Source organism: Pseudomonas sp. LD120 (genome assembly GCF_009861525.1).
GTDB lineage: Bacteria > Pseudomonadota > Gammaproteobacteria > Pseudomonadales > Pseudomonadaceae > Aquipseudomonas.
Map to the genome: position 1 here is coordinate 834,899 of NZ_WVHL01000005.1, position 17,854 is coordinate 852,752.

A 17,854-nucleotide genomic window follows, 5' to 3' on the forward strand; every position below is an offset into this window, starting at 1 on the left:
GCCGGCGCGCCGTGGGTGCGTCTTTGCTTTATCAGATGGAGAGCGCTATGGCTTGGAATGAGCCGGGTGGCAACTCGAATAATCAGGACCCTTGGGGTGGTAAGCGCCGCAATAATGGCGATCGCAAGGGGCCACCAGATCTCGACGAGGCCTTCCGTAAGCTGCAGGAAAGCCTGAATGGGTTGTTCGGTGGTGGTAAGAAACGTGGTGACGATGGCTCAAGTTCCGGCAAGGGCGGTGGTTTCGGCTTGCTGGGTATTGGCCTTGTCGTATTGGCAGCCGTATGGCTGTACAGCGCGGTTTATGTAGTCGATGAGCAAGAGCAAGCCGTGGTGCTGCGCTTTGGCAAATACTACGAAACAGTCGGCCCGGGTCTGAACATCTACTTCCCGCCGATCGATCGCAAGTACATGGAGAACGTCACGCGTGAGCGTGCCTACACCAAGCAGGGTCAAATGCTGACTGAAGACGAGAATATCGTCGAAGTGCCACTGACCGTGCAGTACAAAATCAGCAATCTGCAGGACTTCGTGCTGAACGTCGATCAGCCTGAAATCAGTCTGCAGCATGCGACCGACAGCGCCTTGCGCCATGTGGTGGGATCCACGGTGATGGACCAGGTGCTGACCGAAGGTCGTGAGCTGATGGCCAGTGAGATCAAGGAGCGTCTGCAACGGTTCCTCGACAACTACCGCACCGGTATCACTGTGACCCAGGTGAACGTACAGAGCGCTGCAGCGCCGCGTGAAGTTCAAGAAGCTTTCGATGATGTGATCCGCGCCCGTGAAGACGAGCAGCGCTCGCGCAATCAGGCTGAAACCTACGCTAACGGCGTCGTTCCGGAAGCCCGTGGTCAGGCCCAGCGTATCCTCGAAGATGCCAACGGTTATCGCGACGAAGTGGTATCCCGGGCCAAGGGTGAGGCTGATCGCTTTACCAAGCTGGTTGCTGAGTACCGCAAGGCACCTGAAGTGACCCGTCAGCGACTGTACCTGGACACCATGCAGGAAGTTTTCAGTAATACCAGCAAGGTGTTGGTGACAGGTAGCAAGGGCGGACAGAACAACCTGCTTTACCTGCCGCTGGACAAGATGATCGACGGTGGTCGTAGCGGTGCAGCTCCGGTAACGGGCGCAGCGTCTGCGGCCAGCAATGAAGCGAATGCGCGTGCGGCGGCTGATCATATGCAGCAACAGCAGCAGACGCGTTCTAGGGAGAGTCGCTGATGAGCAATAAATCGCTGATCGCCCTGATCGTGGGCGTTGTCGTGGCGGTGGTTGCCTGGAACAGCTTCTACATCGTCACTCAGACCGAGCGCGCGGTGTTGCTGCAGTTCGGTCGCGTGGTTCAGGCCGATGTCCAGCCCGGTTTGCATGTGAAAGTGCCTTACGTCAACCAGGTGCGGAAGTTCGACGCGCGCTTGATGACTCTGGATGCACCGACGCAGCGCTTCCTGACCCTGGAAAAGAAAGCCGTGATGGTCGATGCCTATGCCAAGTGGCGGGTGAAAGATGCCGAGCGTTTCTACACCGCGACTTCCGGTCTGAAGCAAATCGCCAATGAGCGTCTTTCCCGTCGCTTGGAGTCGGGTCTGCGTGACCAGTTTGGTAAGCGCACCCTGCATGAGGTGGTCTCCGGTGAGCGCGATGCGCTGATGGCGGATATCACGGCTTCGCTGAACAAGATGGCGGAAAAGGAGCTGGGTATCGAAGTGGTCGATGTCCGGGTCAAGGCCATCGACTTGCCGAAGGAAGTGAACCGCAGCGTGTTTGAGCGCATGAGCACTGAGCGTGAGCGTGAGGCGCGTGAGCACCGGGCCAAGGGTAACGAATTGGCGGAAGGTATCCGTGCCGATGCCGATCGTCAGCGTCGCGTACTGTTGGCTGAAGCCTATCGTGAATCTGAAGAGGCTCGCGGTGACGGTGATGCCCAGGCGGCGGCGATCTACGCCAAGGCCTACGGTCAGGACCAGGAGTTCTACGCGTTTTACCGTAGCCTGCGCGCCTACCGTGAAAGCTTCGCCAACAAATCAGACGTCCTGGTTCTGGACCCAAGCAGCGACTTTTTCCACTATCTGGAAAAGTCCAAGCCTTGATCCGGCCTTGACCTTGGGGCACTCCGCCGGGCGGCTAAAACGCCTCGCGGGGTGATCCTTTGGAAAAACGGGTGTATGATGCGGCAGCCGGGAAATTCCCGGCTTTTTTGCGTCTGCATCTTTGATAGGCCGTGGTTCGTTCAAGAGCCCGGCGAGATTTTTCGAGGAAAATGGTCTGTACAGCTGATTCCTGGCTGCCTGTCCGGCTGAGCTCGTGTCCGGATGCAACTGTTTTCTGCTTCACTCTAAGGCTGGCCCCAGGCTTGCCGCCCGGACCATAGGGGAATGGCGTAATGGCAACGGTAGACCGCTGGCTGCTGCCAGATGGCATCGAAGAAGTATTGCCGCCGGAAGCGGCGCGCATTGAAGTGGCGCGTCGTCAGGTGTTGGATCTGTTTCAGAGTTGGGGTTACGAGTTCGTCGTCACTCCCCATATCGAATACCTGGAATCCCTGCTGACAGGCGCTGGCCAGGATCTGGATCTGCGCACCTTCAAGGTCATCGACCCGCAGTCGGGCCGGCAGATGGGTTTTCGCGCCGACATCACGCCACAAGTGGCGCGTATCGACGCACACACCCTGCGCCGCGAAGGTCCGAACCGCCTGTGCTACGCCGGTAGCGTTCTGCATGCGCAGCCGCGTGCCTTGTCGTCCTCGCGCAGCCCCATCCAGTTGGGGGCCGAGTTGTACGGCGACGCCAGTCCGAGCAGCGATGTCGAAGTCATCAGCCTGATGCTGGCCATGCTGCAACTGGCCGATGTACCGGATGTGCACATGGACCTGGGGCACGTGGGTATCTACCGCGGCCTGGCTCAGGCCGCGGGCCTGTCTGGCGCTGTGGAGCAACAACTGTTCGATGCCTTGCAACGCAAGGCGATCGATGAAGTCATCAGCCTGACCGAAGGTTTGCCAGCAGACCTGGCGGATATGCTGCGGTCTCTGGTGGACCTATGCGGCAGCCGCGAGGTGCTGGGTGATGCTCGCCGTCGCCTGGCCGGTGCGCCAACTTCGGTGCTGCTGGCGCTGGATGAATTGCTGACGATCGCTGAGCGCTTGTCGATGCGGTTCCCGGACTTGCCGTTGTATTTCGACCTGGGCGAACTGCGCGGCTATCACTACCACACCGGCGTGGTGTTCGCGGTGTTCGTACCGGGCGTGGGTCAATCCATTGCTCAAGGCGGGCGTTACGATGACATCGGTGCGGATTTCGGGCGTGCCCGTCCAGCGACAGGTTTCTCTACCGATCTGAAAACCCTGGTAACCCTGGGGCGTGCTGAGGTCGAGCTGCCCTCTAGTGGTATCTGGATGCCGGACAGCACTGACGCAGCACTCTGGCAGACCGTCTGCCAGTTGCGCAGTGAGGGTCAGCGTGTCGTTCAGGCTCTGCCTGGGCAACCTCTGGCCGCGGCCCGTGAGGCGGACTGCGACCGGCAATTGATTCTGCAGAATGGGCTTTGGCAAGTATTGCCGCTGGCTTCTTGAGTTTTCCTGCCGGCGGCTGCCGGCACCAAGTTTGCGCGAATGAGGACAAGTGTTATGGGTAAGAATGTCGTAGTCCTGGGCACCCAGTGGGGTGATGAGGGCAAAGGCAAGATCGTCGATCTGCTGACCGAACATGCCGCCGCCGTAGTCCGCTACCAAGGTGGGCACAACGCTGGCCACACCCTGGTGATCGACGGTGAGAAAACCGTTCTGCACCTGATTCCCTCCGGCGTTCTGCGCGAAGGCGTGCAGTGCCTGATCGGTAACGGCGTAGTGGTTGCACCGGATGCCTTGATGCGTGAAATCGTCAAGCTGGAAGAGAAAGGTGTGCCCGTGCGTGAGCGTCTGCGCATCAGCCCTTCCTGCCCGCTGATCCTTTCCTATCACGTGGCCCTGGACCAGGCCCGCGAGAAAGCCCGTGGCGAGCAGAAGATCGGTACCACCGGTCGCGGTATCGGCCCGGCATACGAAGACAAGGTTGCACGTCGTGGCCTGCGCATCGGTGATTTGTTCCACCGTGAGCGTTTTGCCGCCAAGCTGGGTGAGTTGCTGGATTACCACAACTTCGTCCTGGTCAATTACTACAAAGAGCCGGCCATCGACTTTCAGAAGACTCTGGATGAGTGCATGGAATACGCCGAGCTGCTCAAGCCGATGATGCTCGACGTGACTGCGGAGCTTCACCAGTTGCGCCGCGCCGGCAAGGACATCATGTTCGAAGGTGCCCAGGGTTCTCTGCTGGACATCGACCACGGTACTTACCCGTACGTCACCAGCTCCAACACCACCGCCGGTGGCATCGCCACTGGTTCTGGCGTGGGCCCGATGTACCTGGATTACATTCTGGGTATCACCAAGGCCTACACCACTCGCGTCGGCTCGGGTCCTTTCCCCACTGAGCTGTTTGACGACATTGGCGCCTTCCTGGCCAAGCGTGGCCACGAATTCGGTGCTACCACCGGTCGTGCCCGTCGTTGCGGTTGGTTCGATGCCGTGATCCTGCGTCGCGCCATCGACGTCAACAGCATCTCGGGCTTGTGCCTGACCAAGCTGGACGTGCTGGACGGCCTGGAAACCATCAACATCTGTGTGGGCTACAAGAACCAGGATGGTGCAGTCATCGACGCGCCGACCGACGCTGACAGTTACATCGGCCTGGAGCCGGTGTACGAGCAGATGCCGGGCTGGAGCGAATCGACCCTGGGCGCCAAGACCCTGGAAGAGCTGCCTGCCGCCGCCCAGGCCTACATCAAGCGCATCGAAGAGTTGGTCGGCGCGCCGATCGACATTATTTCGACGGGGCCGGACCGTAACGAAACCATCGTTCTGCGTCATCCGTTCGCCTGATAAGCCATTGATGCAAAAAGCAAAGGGCCCTTGATTGGGCCCTTTGTCGTTTCTACCCGCTACGCGGCACGACCCTTGCTGTGAAATCTACTTCTAGAGTGCCATCAGAATAATGGCGTCAAAAGTAGAGGGATTTCCTGTGTCGGCCGTTCTCTCACTGTTACAAAGCCGTTTACTACGGCCAGTGTTCGTTACCCTTGGTATCGCTCTTTTGGTGCAGGTGCTGGTAGCCGTTGCCCTGACTCGGAGCACGGTGAGCGCCCTTGAGGCCGATCTGGCTTCTCGTTTGGGCGTTGACAGCCAGAAACTGGCTGGCGAGCTTGAGCAGGCGGGTAAAGAGGTCAGCTCCAGTCTCGAAAGCCTGTCAAGCAATACTCGTCAGCGCCTCACCGCTGGCCTGTCTTCGCGACTCAAGGAAGAGCAGGCGCAGTTGCGTGCGGTGCTGGAGAAGGACTTGAAGGACTCTGCCAACGATATGGCGCAGTTGCTGGCCTCCGTGGCGCCTCGCGCCATGTGGGACAGTGATGTGCCGACCCTGTCCGAATTCGCGCGGCGCGCTCAGCGTAATCCCAACGTGTTGTTTGTGGTTTACAACGACGCGGAGGGTCAGCACCTGACTCGCTATCTAAACCGCGAGAACCCGATCAACAAGGCCTTGCTGGAAAAGGGCAAAGGCGATCGAGCGCTGGACAAAGTTCTGGATGCGGCCAAGAACGACCCATCTGTGTATTACCTTGAGGCTTCCATCAGTCCCAATGGCGTGGAAATCGGTAAGGTGCTGATGGGGGTGTCTACGGCTTCGGTGGAAACGGATATTGCTGCGCTGGATCAGCGGTTTGGGGCGTTGATTGCCAGCAGTGATCAGTTGGTTGGCGACAGCCTCAAGGGCGCCTCGGCCGACAGCTCGGCGGCGATGCGTTCACGCCTGGAGTCGGCGCAAGCCACGGCAGCCCAAATGCAGGCCAATACCGCAACGACGGTGCAACAAGCCGCAGCAACCTTGCGCTGGCAGATTGGTATTGGTCTGGCGTTGGTGGGGCTGGCGCTGCTGTTGTTGCTGGCGGTGGTGTTGGGGCGCCGGGTAGTGAGCAAGTTGCATCTGCTGATTGCGGCGCTCAACGATTTGGCGGCGGGTGAGGGCGATCTGACTAAGCGGGTGCCACTCAATAGCAATGACGAGATCGGCGATATGGCTTCGGCAGTGAACCGCTTTGTGGATAAGTTGCAACCCATCGTGCGTGAGGCGGGCGATGTGGCGCAGCGGACCGGGGTTGAGATTGGCGCCATGAGTTTGCGTAACGCTGGCGCTGATGCGGCGGCTGAGGCGCAGCGCGACGAAGTCGCCGAGAGTTTGCGGGCGCTGTCGCAAATGGCCGATGAGGCCCAGGCGGAGAGCCAGGCGATGCAGGCCGCGCTACAGCAGGTGGTGGAGATTCGCCAGGCCACCGACGAAAATACCCGCACCTCCGAGCAGGTTGGTGGTCTGATCGAGGCCCTGGCCGGGCAGGTGGATACCGGGGCCAAGGTGATCGAGCGGTTGGCTCAACAGAGCGAGCAGATCGAGGTGGTGCTGACGGTGATCCATGGCATCGCCGAGCAAACCAACCTACTGGCGCTAAACGCGGCGATTGAAGCGGCACGTGCTGGCGAAACCGGGCGTGGGTTTGCCGTGGTGGCGGATGAGGTGCGGGCCCTGGCCAGCAAGACGCAAAGCTCCACTGGCGACATCCAGGCCCACATTGGTGCTTTGCAACAAGGTGCGCGAGAAGCGGTGGCGGCCATTGGTCAGGCCGGGCGTCAGGCCAGTGAGGGGTTGCTGGTGCTGCGCGACAGTGCCCGTTTGCAGCAGTCGGTGCAGTCTTCGGTGGAGCAGGTGCACGCTGCTATCGGCTTGGCGACCCAGGCGGCGGCCCATCAGGCGCAGGGAGCGCAAGCCGTGCGGGGGCGAGTGGAAACCATCCATGCTCAAGCTGAGCGCGCCGCTCAGGCCGTCGTCGAGACCACGGCTAGCGGCAAGGTGCTGGACAGTCTCGCAGCACAGCTCAAAGCCAGTCTCGGGCAGTTCCGCGCCTGACGCTTGATTGGCAAGCTGGGTCCTGCGTCATCTTGTAGGATCCGCTTGGTCGGGGGCGGTTTTCAGCGGCTCAAGTACATCCGAGTCGTCAGCAGGTACACCGGCAGTCCCGACACCAGAATCAGCAGCGCCGCATAAGGTGCTGCGGCTGCAAATTCCACATTCGCGGTATGTGCCCAAACCTCCGTGGCCAGAGTGCTCAGCCCAGTCGGGCTGAGCAGCAAGGTGGCGGTCAGCTCTTTCATGGCGTCCAGAAACACCAAGGCGAAAGCTGCGCCCAGTGCTGGGAAAATGATCGGCAAGGTCACCCGGCAAAAAGCGCTGAACGAGGATGCCCCCAGCGTTCTTGCGGCTTCCTCCAGCTGCGGCGCGGCTTTGTTCAGCGCCGTGCGGATTGGCGCTTGCGCCAATGGCAAGAACAGCAGGGCATATGCAATGAGTAGTAAGGCTGAGGTCTGATACAGCGCCGGTACGTAATGCAGGGCGAAATACACCAGGCTCAGTGCGATGACCAAGCCTGGTAGGGCGTGCAGTAAATAGGGCAGGCGTTCGGCCCAGATTGCCAGTTGCCCCCGGTAGCGCACGACCAGCAGCCCCACCGGCACCGCGAGTATCAAGCATGCAGCGGCACCGCCCAGGGAGAGCGCCAGCGACGAGAGTAGGGCCTCGCTGATGGCGGCGACAGGGAAGGCGGCCGATGAGCCCACCGCTAACCAGTAGGCAAGCATTGCCAGGGGGACGCCGCTGCCGATCAGGGTCAGTAGCAAGCAGTAAAGTTGTCCGCCGATGGTCCAGTGTCCCAGGCGAACCTGCTCGGCCTGTCGCGCTGCGCCTTGGCCGGTGCGCACGTGCCGAGCTTTGCCGCGAGCCCGCAGTTCCACTCCCAGCAAAATCAGGCACAGTGCCAGCAGTACAGCCGAAAGCATTGCGGCATTGGCGTTGCTGAACTCCAGTTCGAATTGCTGATAGATCGCCGTGGTGAAGGTTTGCAGTCCGATGATGGACAGCGCGCCGAACTCCACCAGCATGTGCAGCGCGATCAGCAGCGATCCTGCCAGTAATGAGGGCCAGAGCAGGGGCAGAGTGATTTTACAGAACACGCCCCAGCGATTCTGTCCCAGGGTGCGGGCAGACTCCTCAAGCGAGGGATCGAGATTGCGCAGGGTGGCTGCCACGGGTAGGAACACCAGCGGATATTTGGACAAGGTCATGACCAGAATCGCCCCGGCCAACCCTTCGAATCCTGAACTTAGGGACACCCAAGTGAAGCTGCTGACAAAGGCCGGTACGGCAAATGGCAGGCACAGCAGGACGCCCCAGATCCGCCGTCCTGGTAGATCACTGCGCTCCAGCAGCCAGGCCAGAGACAGGCCGATAGCGGCACTTGCGAGGGTGACCCCGAGCATCAGCAGCAGGGTATTGCTCAGCAGGCGCAATACGTAGGGGCGCCACAGCAGATGCAGGGCTTCAGCCCAGCCTGCTTGCCAGGCCTTGAGCCCGACGTACAACAGTGGCAGCAGACTCAGGCACACCAGCATCAGGACCGGAAACAGCAGCCAGATCGATGGTCGCTTGCGCTGCGGTGCGTAGCCGGCTCCTGCTGTGGCGCTAATCGAGAGTGATGGGCGCATTAAATCAGGCCGACGTCACGTTCCAGTTCCAGAGCTTGCTCGGCATTGCCCAGATCGGCTGGAGTCACTTTCGGGGCTTCAAGTTCGCTGAAGGGCTTGAGTCCGCGATCCGACTGCATGCCTTTGTGCAGTGGATATTCTGCCGTGGTCTGGGTAATGACCCGCTGGCCTTCCTCGCTGGCCATGTAGGCGAGGAATTGCTGGGCTTCTTTTGGGTGTTTGCTGGATTTGAGCACTGCGGCGCTGGAGACAGTGATCAGTCCGCCGACATCGCCGCCGGTGAAGTAATGCAGTTTGGAGTCCAGTTGGCCTTTTTCCCGTTGCAGGGCGAACCAGTAGTAGTTGTTCACCAGCACCGTGGCCACTTCGCCGTTTTCCACGGCCTTCAGGGCTACCATGTTGTTGCTGTAGATCTTGCCGAAGGCACGCAGGCCGGTTAGCCATTCTTCGGCGGCGTCCAGGCCGTGCAGTTTGATGATGGCTACTGCTTGTTCCTGAAATGCGCCGCTGGTAGGAACGAAGCCGACCTTGCCTTGCCATTGGGGCTGGGAGAACGCCATTACCGACGTGGGCAGCTCTTTTTCATCGATGAGTTTCGGGTTGAAGGCGGCCACCCGTACTCGGGCGGTAATGCCGATCCAGGTGCCGTTGCCGGCCACATATTCCTTGGGTAGTACGGCCAGGGTCGTGGCGTCGGTTTGTGCTAACAGGCCTTGTTCGCCGAGTTTGTTCAGGGGTGGGGATTCTTCGGTGTAGATCACGTCGGCGGGGGAGCGGTTGCCTTCCTCGACAATTTGGCTGGCCAGTTGATTGCTGCTGCCTTTGCGCACGTTGACGTGGATGCCGGTCTTGGCCTCGAAGGCCTTGGCGATGGCATCGCCGACTTCCTTATGTTGGCCGTTGTACAGGGTCAGAGAGGCTTGGTCGGCTGCTTGGGTAAGGGGGGATGCCAGGGCCAATCCCAGCAAGGTGATGAGAAGGGATGTTGGAAGGAGGGTATGTCTGAACATCATTCGCAGGTTTCCTCACTGTTGTGCCGCAAAAACTTGTAACAATCATAAACGATATTGTTTCTCATGTGCGCTTTGCGGGTTGGACTGCAGGCGAGGGGGGGCGGTGGAATGGCTAGGGGAAGAAACGCAAAAACCCGCTTTCGCGGGTTTTTGTGAGACTTGAGAGCGTGGCTCTCAAGTTTGAATTGGTGCCCAGAAGAAGACTCGAACTTCCACGACCTTGCGGTCACCAGCACCTGAAGCTGGCGTGTCTACCAATTTCACCATCTGGGCGATATCGACGTCGTCACCGTGTCGATGGAGCGCACTATACGGAGAGCGTTTTGATCTGTAAACCCCTGTTTTGGTTTTATTAAATCAAACACTTAGAACGCAAAAACCCGCTTTCGCGGGTTTTTGTGAGACTTGAAAGCGCGGCTCTCAAGTTTGAATTGGTGCCCAGAAGAAGACTCGAACTTCCACGACCTTGCGGTCACCAGCACCTGAAGCTGGCGTGTCTACCAATTTCACCATCTGGGCAGTATCGATAACGTCTCCGTTGTCGATGGCGCGCACTATACGTATGCGCTCTTGAACTGTAAACCCCTTGGCGGCAAAAAAAATAAAAAAAGCGGGTGCAGGTCGTAGGTGAGATGTCTCTGAGCCGATGGCCAGGATTTTTCCAGTGTTGTCTGAGCCTGAAATTTCCCGTTTCAATACGCGTATGCCAAACTAACCCGCATATAGACAAGGTGAAATTTATCTAATGGCCGATTGGCAGTCCCTCGATCCCGAGGCCGCTCGTGAAGCGGAAAAATACGAAAACCCTATTCCTAGCCGCGAACTCATCCTCCAGCACCTTGCTGATCGGGGTTCGCCTGCTAGTCGCGAGCAGTTGGTAGAAGAGTTCGGTCTGACCACAGAAGACCAGCTTGAAGCCTTGCGCCGCCGTCTACGCGCCATGGAGCGCGACGCTCAATTGATCTACACACGCCGTGGCACATATGCGCCGGTGGACAAGCTCGACCTGATTCTCGGGCGCATCAGCGGTCACCGCGACGGCTTCGGCTTTTTGGTGCCGGACGATGGCAGCGACGACTTGTTCATGAGCCCGGCACAAATGCGCCTGGTGTTTGATGGCGACCGTGCGCTGGCGCGCGTATCCGGCCTGGACCGTCGCGGTCGTCGCGAAGGTGTGATTGTCGAAGTGGTGTCCCGTGCCCACGAAAGCATCGTTGGCCGCTATTTCGAAGAAGGCGGTATCGGCTTCGTGGTGGCTGACAACCCGAAGATCCAGCAGGAAGTGCTGGTAACGCCGGGGCGCAACGCCAACGCCAAGGTGGGGCAGTTCGTTGAGGTGAAGATCACTCACTGGCCAACGCCGCGCTTCCAGCCACAAGGCGATGTGGTGGAGGTGGTGGGTAACTACATGGCCCCAGGCATGGAAATCGACGTTGCCCTGCGCACCTACGATATTCCCCATGTCTGGCCTGAGGCCGTGCTCAAAGAAGCCGCCAAGCTCAAGCCGGAAGTGGAAGAAAAGGACAAAGAGAAGCGCATCGACCTGCGCGATCTGCCGTTCGTCACCATCGATGGAGAAGATGCTCGCGACTTCGACGACGCCGTTTTCTGCGAAGCCAAGCCGGGCAAGCTGCGCCTCTTCGGCGGTGGCTGGAAGCTGTACGTGGCGATTGCCGACGTTTCCAGCTATGTGAAGATTGGTTCGGCCCTGGATGCTGAAGCTCAAGTGCGTGGTAACTCGGTGTATTTCCCTGAGCGGGTGATCCCGATGCTGCCTGAACAGCTGTCTAACGGTCTGTGCTCGCTGAACCCGAAAGTTGATCGTTTGGCCATGGTTTGTGAAATGACCATTTCCAAATCCGGCGAGATGACCGATTACCAGTTCTATGAGGCGGTGATCCACTCCAAGGCGCGCCTGACCTATAACAAGGTCAGCACCATGCTCGAGCAGCCGAAAACCAGTGAAGCCAAGCAGCTTCGCGGTGAGTATGGTGATGTCTTGCCGCATCTGAAGCAGTTGTACGCCTTGTACAAGGTTCTGCTGGGGGCTCGCCATACCCGTGGCGCCATCGACTTCGAGACTCAGGAAACCCGGATCATCTTCGGTTCCGAGCGCAAGATCGCCGAGATTCGTCCGACCACGCGCAACGATGCTCATAAGCTGATCGAAGAATGCATGCTAGCGGCCAACGTGGCCACTGCCGAATTTCTCAAGAAACACGAAATTCCGGCCTTGTACCGGGTGCACGATGGCCCGCCGCCGGAGCGTCTGGAGAAGCTGCGCGCCTTTCTGGGCGAATTGGGCCTGTCGCTGCATAAAGGCAAGGATGGTCCGACGCCGAAGGATTATCAGGCACTGCTGGAAACCATCAAGGATCGTCCGGATTACCACTTGATCCAGACCGTAATGCTGCGCTCCCTGAGTCAGGCGGTGTACAGCGCCGATAACCAGGGCCACTTCGGTCTGAATTACGAAGCCTATACCCACTTCACCTCGCCGATCCGGCGTTACCCTGACCTGCTGACTCATCGGGCCATCCGCAGTGTCATCCACTCCAAGCAAGACACGCCGCACGTGCGGCGCGCCGGGGCGATGAGCATTCCGAAAGCGCGTATTTATCCGTATGACGAGGCCACGCTGGAGCAACTCGGCGAGCAATGCTCGATGAGTGAGCGCCGCGCCGACGAGGCCACTCGCGACGTGGTGAACTGGCTCAAGTGCGAGTTCATGAAGGATCGTGTGGGTGAGTCCTTCCCAGGGGTGATCACGGCGGTGACCGGATTCGGCCTATTCGTCGAACTGACCGACATCTATGTCGAAGGCTTGGTGCATGTCACCGCCTTGCCGGGTGATTACTACCACTTTGATCCCGTGCATCACCGCCTGGCCGGCGAGCGTACCGGTCGTAGCTTCCGTCTGGGCGATACCGTGGAAGTGCGGGTCATGCGTGTCGATCTGGACGAGCGCAAGATCGATTTCGAGATGGCGGAAAAAACCATCAACGCGCCGATTGGTCGCAAGAAGCGTGGCACTACGGATGTGCCTGCGGGCAAGGCCGCGGATGAACCCGTGCCGGCCAAGTCAGGGCGTCGTGGTTCGGCCAAGGACAAAGCGGTCGAGGCTTATCGTCCTAGCGATGCCGCGGCAAAAAATGCCGAAGTGCGTAAAAGTCGTGAAATGAAGCAGGCGCTGCTGGCTGAAGCCAAAAGCGGTGGTAAAGCGGCGTCTGGGGGAAAGTCCGGTAAGCCGGCTCCGGCCAGAGATAGCGACAAGCCCGCCAAGCCGAGCAAACATCGTAAGGGTCCGTCCAAGGCGGGCTCCGCTTCCGGTGCGAAAAGCGGCGGGGCGCGTAAACCTAAGGCCAAGTCATGAGTCAGTTGGAAAAAATCTACGGCGTGCATGCTGTGGAAGCGTTGCTGCGTCACCACCCCAAGCGGGTCAAGCAGGTCTGGTTGGCTGAAGGGCGCAGTGATCCGCGGGTTCAGGTGCTGGTGGAACTTGCCAGCCAGAACCGTGTATCGGTTGGTCAGGCCGAGCGTCGTGAAATGGACGCCTGGGTTGAGGGCGTGCACCAGGGCGTGGTGGCGGAAGTCAGTCCGAGCCAGGTATGGGGCGAGGCCATGCTCGACGAGCTGCTGGATCGTACCGAGGGCGCGCCGCTGTTGCTGGTGCTGGATGGTGTGACCGACCCGCATAACCTCGGTGCCTGCCTGCGCACCGCCGATGCGGCCGGCGCCCTGGCAGTGCTGGTGCCCAAGGACAAATCGGCGACTCTGACGCCAACCGTACGCAAGGTCGCATGCGGCGCCGCCGAGGTGATTCCGCTGGTAGCGGTGACCAACTTGGCCCGTACCCTGGAAAAGCTTCAGCAGCGTGGCCTGTGGATCGTCGGTACCGCCGGCGAGGCCGAACAGGAGTTGTACGATCAGGACCTGACTGGCCCGACCATCATCATCATGGGGGCCGAAGGCAAGGGCATGCGTCGCCTGACCCGCGAGCACTGTGACTATCTGGTGCGTCTGCCAATGGCCGGCAGCGTCAGCAGCCTCAACGTCTCCGTGGCCACGGGTGTCTGCCTGTTCGAAGCCATGCGCCAGCGCGGCGCAAAAGCCAAGGCCGTTGCGAAGAAGGCCTGATCCTCACCTGTAGGAGTCGGCTTGCCGGCTAAGCGCGCGCTGCCGTCCATCGTCGGCCCGCCGGCTCCCTCAAGTGATTGTTCAAATAATCACCAATTGCCTTGCGCCGCTGTTCCCCCTTCTCTACAATTGCGCCCCTTGCCGTGACGGCAGGCGCATATGTGCCTATCTGTGGCAAGACACACCAGTGTCATTCACTCCTTGTCTGACCGCTTATAGGCGGCAGGCTACAACCCGTAAGGAGCATTCATGCGTCATTACGAAATCATCTTTTTGGTCCACCCGGATCAAAGCGAGCAAGTCGGCGGCATGGTTGAGCGTTACACCAAGCTGATCGAAGAAGACGGCGGCAAAATCCACCGTCTGGAAGACTGGGGCCGTCGTCAACTGGCCTACGCAATCAACAATGTTCACAAGGCTCACTACGTGATGCTGAACGTTGAGTGCACCGGTAAAGCCCTGGCTGAGCTGGAAGACAACTTCCGTTACAACGATGCTGTGATCCGTAACCTGGTCATCCGTCGCGAAGAAGCCGTCACTGGCCAATCCGAGATGCTCAAGGCTGAAGAAAACCGCAGTGAGCGCCGTGAGCGTCGTGACCGTCCTGAGCATGCTGACAGCGCCGATGGCGATGACAGCGACAACAGCGACGCCAGCGATAACGCTGACGAGTAATCCACGGACCTTTTGAGGAGCCAATTACATGGCACGTTTCTTCCGTCGTCGTAAATTCTGCCGCTTCACCGCTGAAGACGTGAAAGAGATCGATTACAAAGATCTCAACACTCTGAAAGCCTACGTATCCGAGACCGGCAAAATCGTCCCAAGCCGCATCACCGGTACCAAAGCTCGTTATCAGCGTCAGCTGGCCACCGCTATCAAGCGCGCCCGCTTCCTGGCCCTGCTGGCCTACACCGACAGCCACGGCCGCTGAGACCGGGCAGTCGACAAGTAGTAAGGGATTGAATGCATGCGCGCCTTAGCTGAGTTCATCATGCGCGGTCGTGTGCAGGCCACGTTGGTCGTGGCCGGATCTGCGGCATTGCCGCTGTTGTTCTGGTTAAGTGCCGCTGCGGGTTGCCTTGTGCTCCTTCGGCGCGGTTCGGACGCCCTTGGCGTCCTCGGAGTCGGGGTGCTTTCAGCATTGGTTTGCTGGCACTTCCAGAAAGACCCCAGTGCACTCCTGGTGCTGCTTGGGTCTTGCGGTCTGGCGCTGGTGTTGCGCGCCGGCCACTCCTGGAACCGTGTGCTGTTGGCGAGCGTGGCGATTGCGCTGTTGTGTGTAGCGATATTGGGGACGTTGTTCAGTCCCTTTGTCGACGCGGTGACGCAGGAACTTGTAAAGGTCCTGCCACTGATGTTGGGTGAGGCCTACCAGCAGCTTTCGGTAGACCAGCGAGCCAACCTCGCTTCACTCGTTGCACCTTTGGTGATCGGTTCGATTGCGATGATGTTTCAGGTCTTCAGTGTGCTGTGCCTGATTCTTGGGCGCTACTGGCAAGCGTCGTTGTACAACCCCGGTGGTTTTGGTCGCGAATTTCGCCAGATCAGAATCCCCAAGGGACCCTTGATGTTGCTGTTGGCATTGATGTTTGTGGGGCCTGCTCTGAGCCCGCAAATGTGGATTATGGTGCCGTTTTGCAGCGTACCTCTGGTCCTTGCCGGGCTGGCCCTGATGCACGGGCTGGTGGCACAGAAAAGACTGGCCAATTTCTGGCTGGTTGGGGTTTACGTCACGCTGCTGCCTTTGATGCACCTGCTCGTCCCGTTGCTCGTGGTCATGACCATTGTCGACAGTCTGGTTGATTTTCGCGGTCGTTTGGCGTCGAAAGACGCTGACAACGGCTCTGCGAACGGTGAAGGTTAAAAGTTAAGAGGTTATTACCAAATGGAACTGATCCTGCTGGAAAAAATCGCCAACCTGGGCAACCTGGGCGATAAGGTAAACGTTAAGGCTGGTTACGGCCGTAACTACCTGCTGCCTTTCGGCAAAGCCACCGCTGCTACCGCTGCCAACCTGGCTGCGTTCGAAGCGCGTCGTGCTGAGCTGGAAAAACTGGCTGCAGACAAGAAGGCTTCTGCCGAAACTCGCGCTGCGCAACTGGCTGAGCTGGAAGTGACCATCACTGCCACCGCCGGTGACGAAGGCAAGCTGTTCGGTTCGATCGGCACTCACGACATCGCTGATGCACTGACCGCCTCGGGCGTTGAAGTGGCAAAAAGCGAAGTTCGTCTGCCGAACGGCACCATCCGCAACGTAGGTGAATTCGACGTAGCCGTGCACCTGCACGCTGAAGTTGAAGCGACCGTACGCGTTGTCGTGGTGGCTGCTTAAGCAGTACCAAATCGTCTGGCACCTTGTGTGGCTGACGGTTAACATCGGGCACGATCCTGTTTACAGGTCGTGCCCTTTGTCTTTCTGCTGATCCTGATTTTTACCCCCGAATTCCAAGTGGCCATGAACGATATCTCCGCTCCCGAGCAATACGATCTGCAAACCGCTGCCCTGAAGGTGCCGCCGCATTCCATCGAGGCCGAGCAGGCCGTGCTCGGTGGTCTGATGTTGGACAACAACGCCTGGGAGCGCGTGCTGGATCAGGTCTCCGACGGCGATTTCTATCGGCATGACCACCGCTTGATCTTCCGCGCCATCGCCAAGCTGGCCGACCAGAACATGCCGATCGACGTGGTCACCCTGTCCGAGCAGTTGGACAAGGAAGGCCAGACTTCGCAGGTCGGCGGCCTGGGCTATCTGGGCGAGCTGGCGAAGAACACCCCATCGGTGGCCAACATCAAGGCCTATGCGCAGATCGTTCGCCAGCGGGCGACCCTGCGCCAGTTGATTGGCATCAGCACCGAGATCGCCGACAGCGCCTTCAACCCCGAAGGCCGTACCGCCGAAGAGATCCTCGACGAGGCCGAACGGCAGATCTTCCAGATCGCCGAAGCGCGGCCCAAGACCGGCGGCCCGGTGGGCGTCAACGAGTTGCTGACCAAGGCCATCGACCGTATCGATACCCTGTTCAACACCGACAACGCCATCACCGGCCTGTCCACCGGCTACACCGACCTCGACGAGAAGACCAGCGGCCTGCAGCCGGCCGACTTGATCATCGTCGCCGGCCGTCCGTCCATGGGTAAGACCACCTTCGCCATGAACCTGGTGGAGAACGCGGTGCTGCGTAGCGACAAGGCGGTGCTGGTTTACTCCCTGGAGATGCCAGGTGAATCGCTGATCATGCGTATGCTGTCTTCCCTGGGCCGCATCGACCAGACCAAGGTCCGTTCCGGCCAGCTGGAAGACGACGACTGGCCGCGCCTGACTTCGGCGGTCAACCTGCTCAACGACCGCAAGCTGTTCATCGACGACACTGCGGGTATCAGCCCTTCGGAAATGCGCGCGCGTACCCGGCGTCTGGTGCGCGAGCACGGCGACATCGCCCTGATCATGATCGACTACCTGCAGCTGATGCAGATCCCCGGTTCCAGCGGTGACAACCGGACCAACGAAATTTCCGAGATCTCCCGATCCCTCAAAGCCCTGGCCAAGGAATTCAACTGTCCGGTGGTGGCCCTGTCCCAGCTCAACCGCTCCCTGGAGCAGCGCCCCAACAAGCGCCCGGTGAACTCCGACTTGCGGGAATCCGGAGCGATCGAGCAGGACGCCGACGTGATCATGTTCGTCTACCGCGACGAGGTGTACCACCCGGAAACCGAGCACAAGGGCATTGCCGAGATCATCATCGGTAAGCAGCGGAACGGCCCGATTGGCTTTATTCGCCTGGCGTTCATCGGCAAGTACACCCGTTTTGAGAACCTCGCGCCGGGCAGCTACAACTTCGACGACGACGAATAGCGGCACCAGCCATGGTGGTTGGCCGGCTGTGGCGAGGGAGCTTGCTCCCGCTGGGCCGCGCGGCGGCCCCAAAGCCGGTCGGCGCCTTGCTCCAGATACATTGTCGGCAACGACTCTGCGCCTGCTGCGCAGGCGAGCGGGAGCAAGCGACCTCGCCACTGGTCGCGTGACGTGACAACGAATTCCGACCCTTTTGGTCGGAATTGGTTATTTTTTGTGC

Annotated in this window: 14 protein-coding genes and 2 tRNA genes; 12 read left to right on the forward strand and 4 right to left on the reverse strand. The window is 59.6% G+C overall.

Going from position 1 to position 17,854, the window contains the following annotated elements:
* Nucleotides 1-47 precede the first annotated feature (47 nt).
* The 5 genes from hflK to PLD_RS18085 all read left to right on the forward strand — a co-directional run bounded on the left by hflK (nt 48) and on the right by PLD_RS18085 (nt 6,997).
* Nucleotides 48-1,226, forward strand: coding sequence for an FtsH protease activity modulator HflK (hflK, locus tag PLD_RS18065; protein WP_159898166.1), 1,179 nt, complete (start codon nt 48-50; stop codon nt 1,224-1,226).
* Nucleotides 1,226-2,095: a protease modulator HflC gene (gene hflC, locus PLD_RS18070; RefSeq protein WP_159895089.1), complete on the forward strand. Its 870-nt coding sequence runs from the start codon at nt 1,226-1,228 to the stop codon at nt 2,093-2,095. The genes hflK and hflC overlap by 1 nt, the downstream gene beginning before the upstream one ends.
* Before the next feature lie 293 nt (nt 2,096-2,388).
* Nucleotides 2,389-3,576 (forward strand): ATP phosphoribosyltransferase regulatory subunit, encoded by a 1,188-nt coding sequence (locus tag PLD_RS18075; RefSeq protein ID WP_159895091.1) that lies wholly within the window; start codon nt 2,389-2,391, stop codon nt 3,574-3,576.
* Between the two features lie 54 nt (nt 3,577-3,630).
* The gene (locus tag PLD_RS18080; protein ID WP_011058943.1) at nt 3,631-4,923 is read left to right on the forward strand and encodes an adenylosuccinate synthase; all 1,293 of its coding nucleotides are present in this window, start codon (nt 3,631-3,633) and stop codon (nt 4,921-4,923) included.
* Nucleotides 4,924-5,062: 139 nt separating this feature from the next.
* Nucleotides 5,063-6,997, forward strand: a complete 1,935-nt coding sequence (locus tag PLD_RS18085) for a methyl-accepting chemotaxis protein (protein ID WP_159895093.1) — start codon at nt 5,063-5,065, stop codon at nt 6,995-6,997.
* A 62-nt stretch (nt 6,998-7,059) separates the two neighbouring features.
* Here the strand turns inward: PLD_RS18085 and PLD_RS18090 are convergent, their stop codons facing one another.
* The 4 genes from PLD_RS18090 to PLD_RS18105 form a co-directional block, all read right to left on the reverse strand.
* Nucleotides 7,060-8,628 carry an iron ABC transporter permease gene (locus PLD_RS18090; protein ID WP_159895095.1) on the reverse strand — a complete coding sequence of 523 codons (1,569 nt, stop codon included), beginning with the start codon at nt 8,626-8,628 and terminating at the stop codon, nt 7,060-7,062.
* Nucleotides 8,628-9,641, reverse strand: coding sequence for an extracellular solute-binding protein (locus PLD_RS18095; protein WP_159895097.1), 1,014 nt, complete (start codon nt 9,639-9,641; stop codon nt 8,628-8,630). Before PLD_RS18095 ends, PLD_RS18090 begins: the two co-directional genes overlap by 1 nt.
* Before the next feature lie 186 nt (nt 9,642-9,827).
* Nucleotides 9,828-9,914 (reverse strand) — tRNA-Leu (locus tag PLD_RS18100).
* Nucleotides 9,915-10,073: 159 nt separating this feature from the next.
* Nucleotides 10,074-10,160 (reverse strand) — tRNA-Leu (locus PLD_RS18105).
* Between the two features lie 226 nt (nt 10,161-10,386).
* On the opposite strand from PLD_RS18105, the gene rnr reads away from it, so the two are divergent.
* The 7 genes from rnr to dnaB all read left to right on the forward strand — a co-directional run bounded on the left by rnr (nt 10,387) and on the right by dnaB (nt 17,634).
* On the forward strand, nt 10,387-13,014 hold the full coding sequence (rnr, locus tag PLD_RS18110) for a ribonuclease R (RefSeq protein WP_159895099.1): 2,628 nt from the start codon (nt 10,387-10,389) through the stop codon (nt 13,012-13,014).
* Nucleotides 13,011-13,778 carry a 23S rRNA (guanosine(2251)-2'-O)-methyltransferase RlmB gene (rlmB, locus tag PLD_RS18115; RefSeq protein ID WP_159895102.1) on the forward strand — a complete coding sequence of 256 codons (768 nt, stop codon included), beginning with the start codon at nt 13,011-13,013 and terminating at the stop codon, nt 13,776-13,778. The genes rnr and rlmB overlap by 4 nt, the downstream gene beginning before the upstream one ends.
* A 249-nt stretch (nt 13,779-14,027) precedes the next feature.
* A complete protein-coding gene (gene rpsF / locus PLD_RS18120; RefSeq protein WP_159895104.1) occupies nt 14,028-14,453 on the forward strand; it encodes a 30S ribosomal protein S6 in 426 nt (141 codons plus the stop codon).
* Nucleotides 14,454-14,481: 28 nt separating this feature from the next.
* Nucleotides 14,482-14,712 (forward strand): 30S ribosomal protein S18, encoded by a 231-nt coding sequence (gene rpsR, locus PLD_RS18125; RefSeq protein ID WP_002551829.1) that lies wholly within the window; start codon nt 14,482-14,484, stop codon nt 14,710-14,712.
* Between the two features lie 36 nt (nt 14,713-14,748).
* A complete protein-coding gene (locus tag PLD_RS18130; protein ID WP_159895106.1) occupies nt 14,749-15,645 on the forward strand; it encodes a hypothetical protein in 897 nt (298 codons plus the stop codon).
* Between the two features lie 21 nt (nt 15,646-15,666).
* Nucleotides 15,667-16,113, forward strand: a complete 447-nt coding sequence (gene rplI, locus PLD_RS18135; RefSeq protein ID WP_159895108.1) for a 50S ribosomal protein L9 — start codon at nt 15,667-15,669, stop codon at nt 16,111-16,113.
* Nucleotides 16,114-16,236: 123 nt separating this feature from the next.
* Nucleotides 16,237-17,634 carry a replicative DNA helicase gene (dnaB, locus tag PLD_RS18140; RefSeq protein WP_007921486.1) on the forward strand — a complete coding sequence of 466 codons (1,398 nt, stop codon included), beginning with the start codon at nt 16,237-16,239 and terminating at the stop codon, nt 17,632-17,634.
* Nucleotides 17,635-17,854 lie beyond the last annotated feature (220 nt).

Coding starts and splice junctions, on each gene's coding strand:
- hflK (WP_159898166.1), top strand. CDS start 48: ATGGCTTGGAATGAGCCGGGTGGCAACTCGAATAATCAGGACCCTTGG.
- hflC (WP_159895089.1), top strand. CDS start 1,226: ATGAGCAATAAATCGCTGATCGCCCTGATCGTGGGCGTTGTCGTGGCG.
- PLD_RS18075 (WP_159895091.1), top strand. CDS start 2,389: ATGGCAACGGTAGACCGCTGGCTGCTGCCAGATGGCATCGAAGAAGTA.
- PLD_RS18080 (WP_011058943.1), top strand. CDS start 3,631: ATGGGTAAGAATGTCGTAGTCCTGGGCACCCAGTGGGGTGATGAGGGC.
- PLD_RS18090 (WP_159895095.1), bottom strand. CDS start 8,628: ATGCGCCCATCACTCTCGATTAGCGCCACAGCAGGAGCCGGCTACGCA.
- PLD_RS18095 (WP_159895097.1), bottom strand. CDS start 9,641: ATGATGTTCAGACATACCCTCCTTCCAACATCCCTTCTCATCACCTTG.
- rnr (WP_159895099.1), top strand. CDS start 10,387: ATGGCCGATTGGCAGTCCCTCGATCCCGAGGCCGCTCGTGAAGCGGAA.
- rlmB (WP_159895102.1), top strand. CDS start 13,011: ATGAGTCAGTTGGAAAAAATCTACGGCGTGCATGCTGTGGAAGCGTTG.
- rpsF (WP_159895104.1), top strand. CDS start 14,028: ATGCGTCATTACGAAATCATCTTTTTGGTCCACCCGGATCAAAGCGAG.
- rpsR (WP_002551829.1), top strand. CDS start 14,482: ATGGCACGTTTCTTCCGTCGTCGTAAATTCTGCCGCTTCACCGCTGAA.
- PLD_RS18130 (WP_159895106.1), top strand. CDS start 14,749: ATGCGCGCCTTAGCTGAGTTCATCATGCGCGGTCGTGTGCAGGCCACG.
- rplI (WP_159895108.1), top strand. CDS start 15,667: ATGGAACTGATCCTGCTGGAAAAAATCGCCAACCTGGGCAACCTGGGC.
- dnaB (WP_007921486.1), top strand. CDS start 16,237: ATGAACGATATCTCCGCTCCCGAGCAATACGATCTGCAAACCGCTGCC.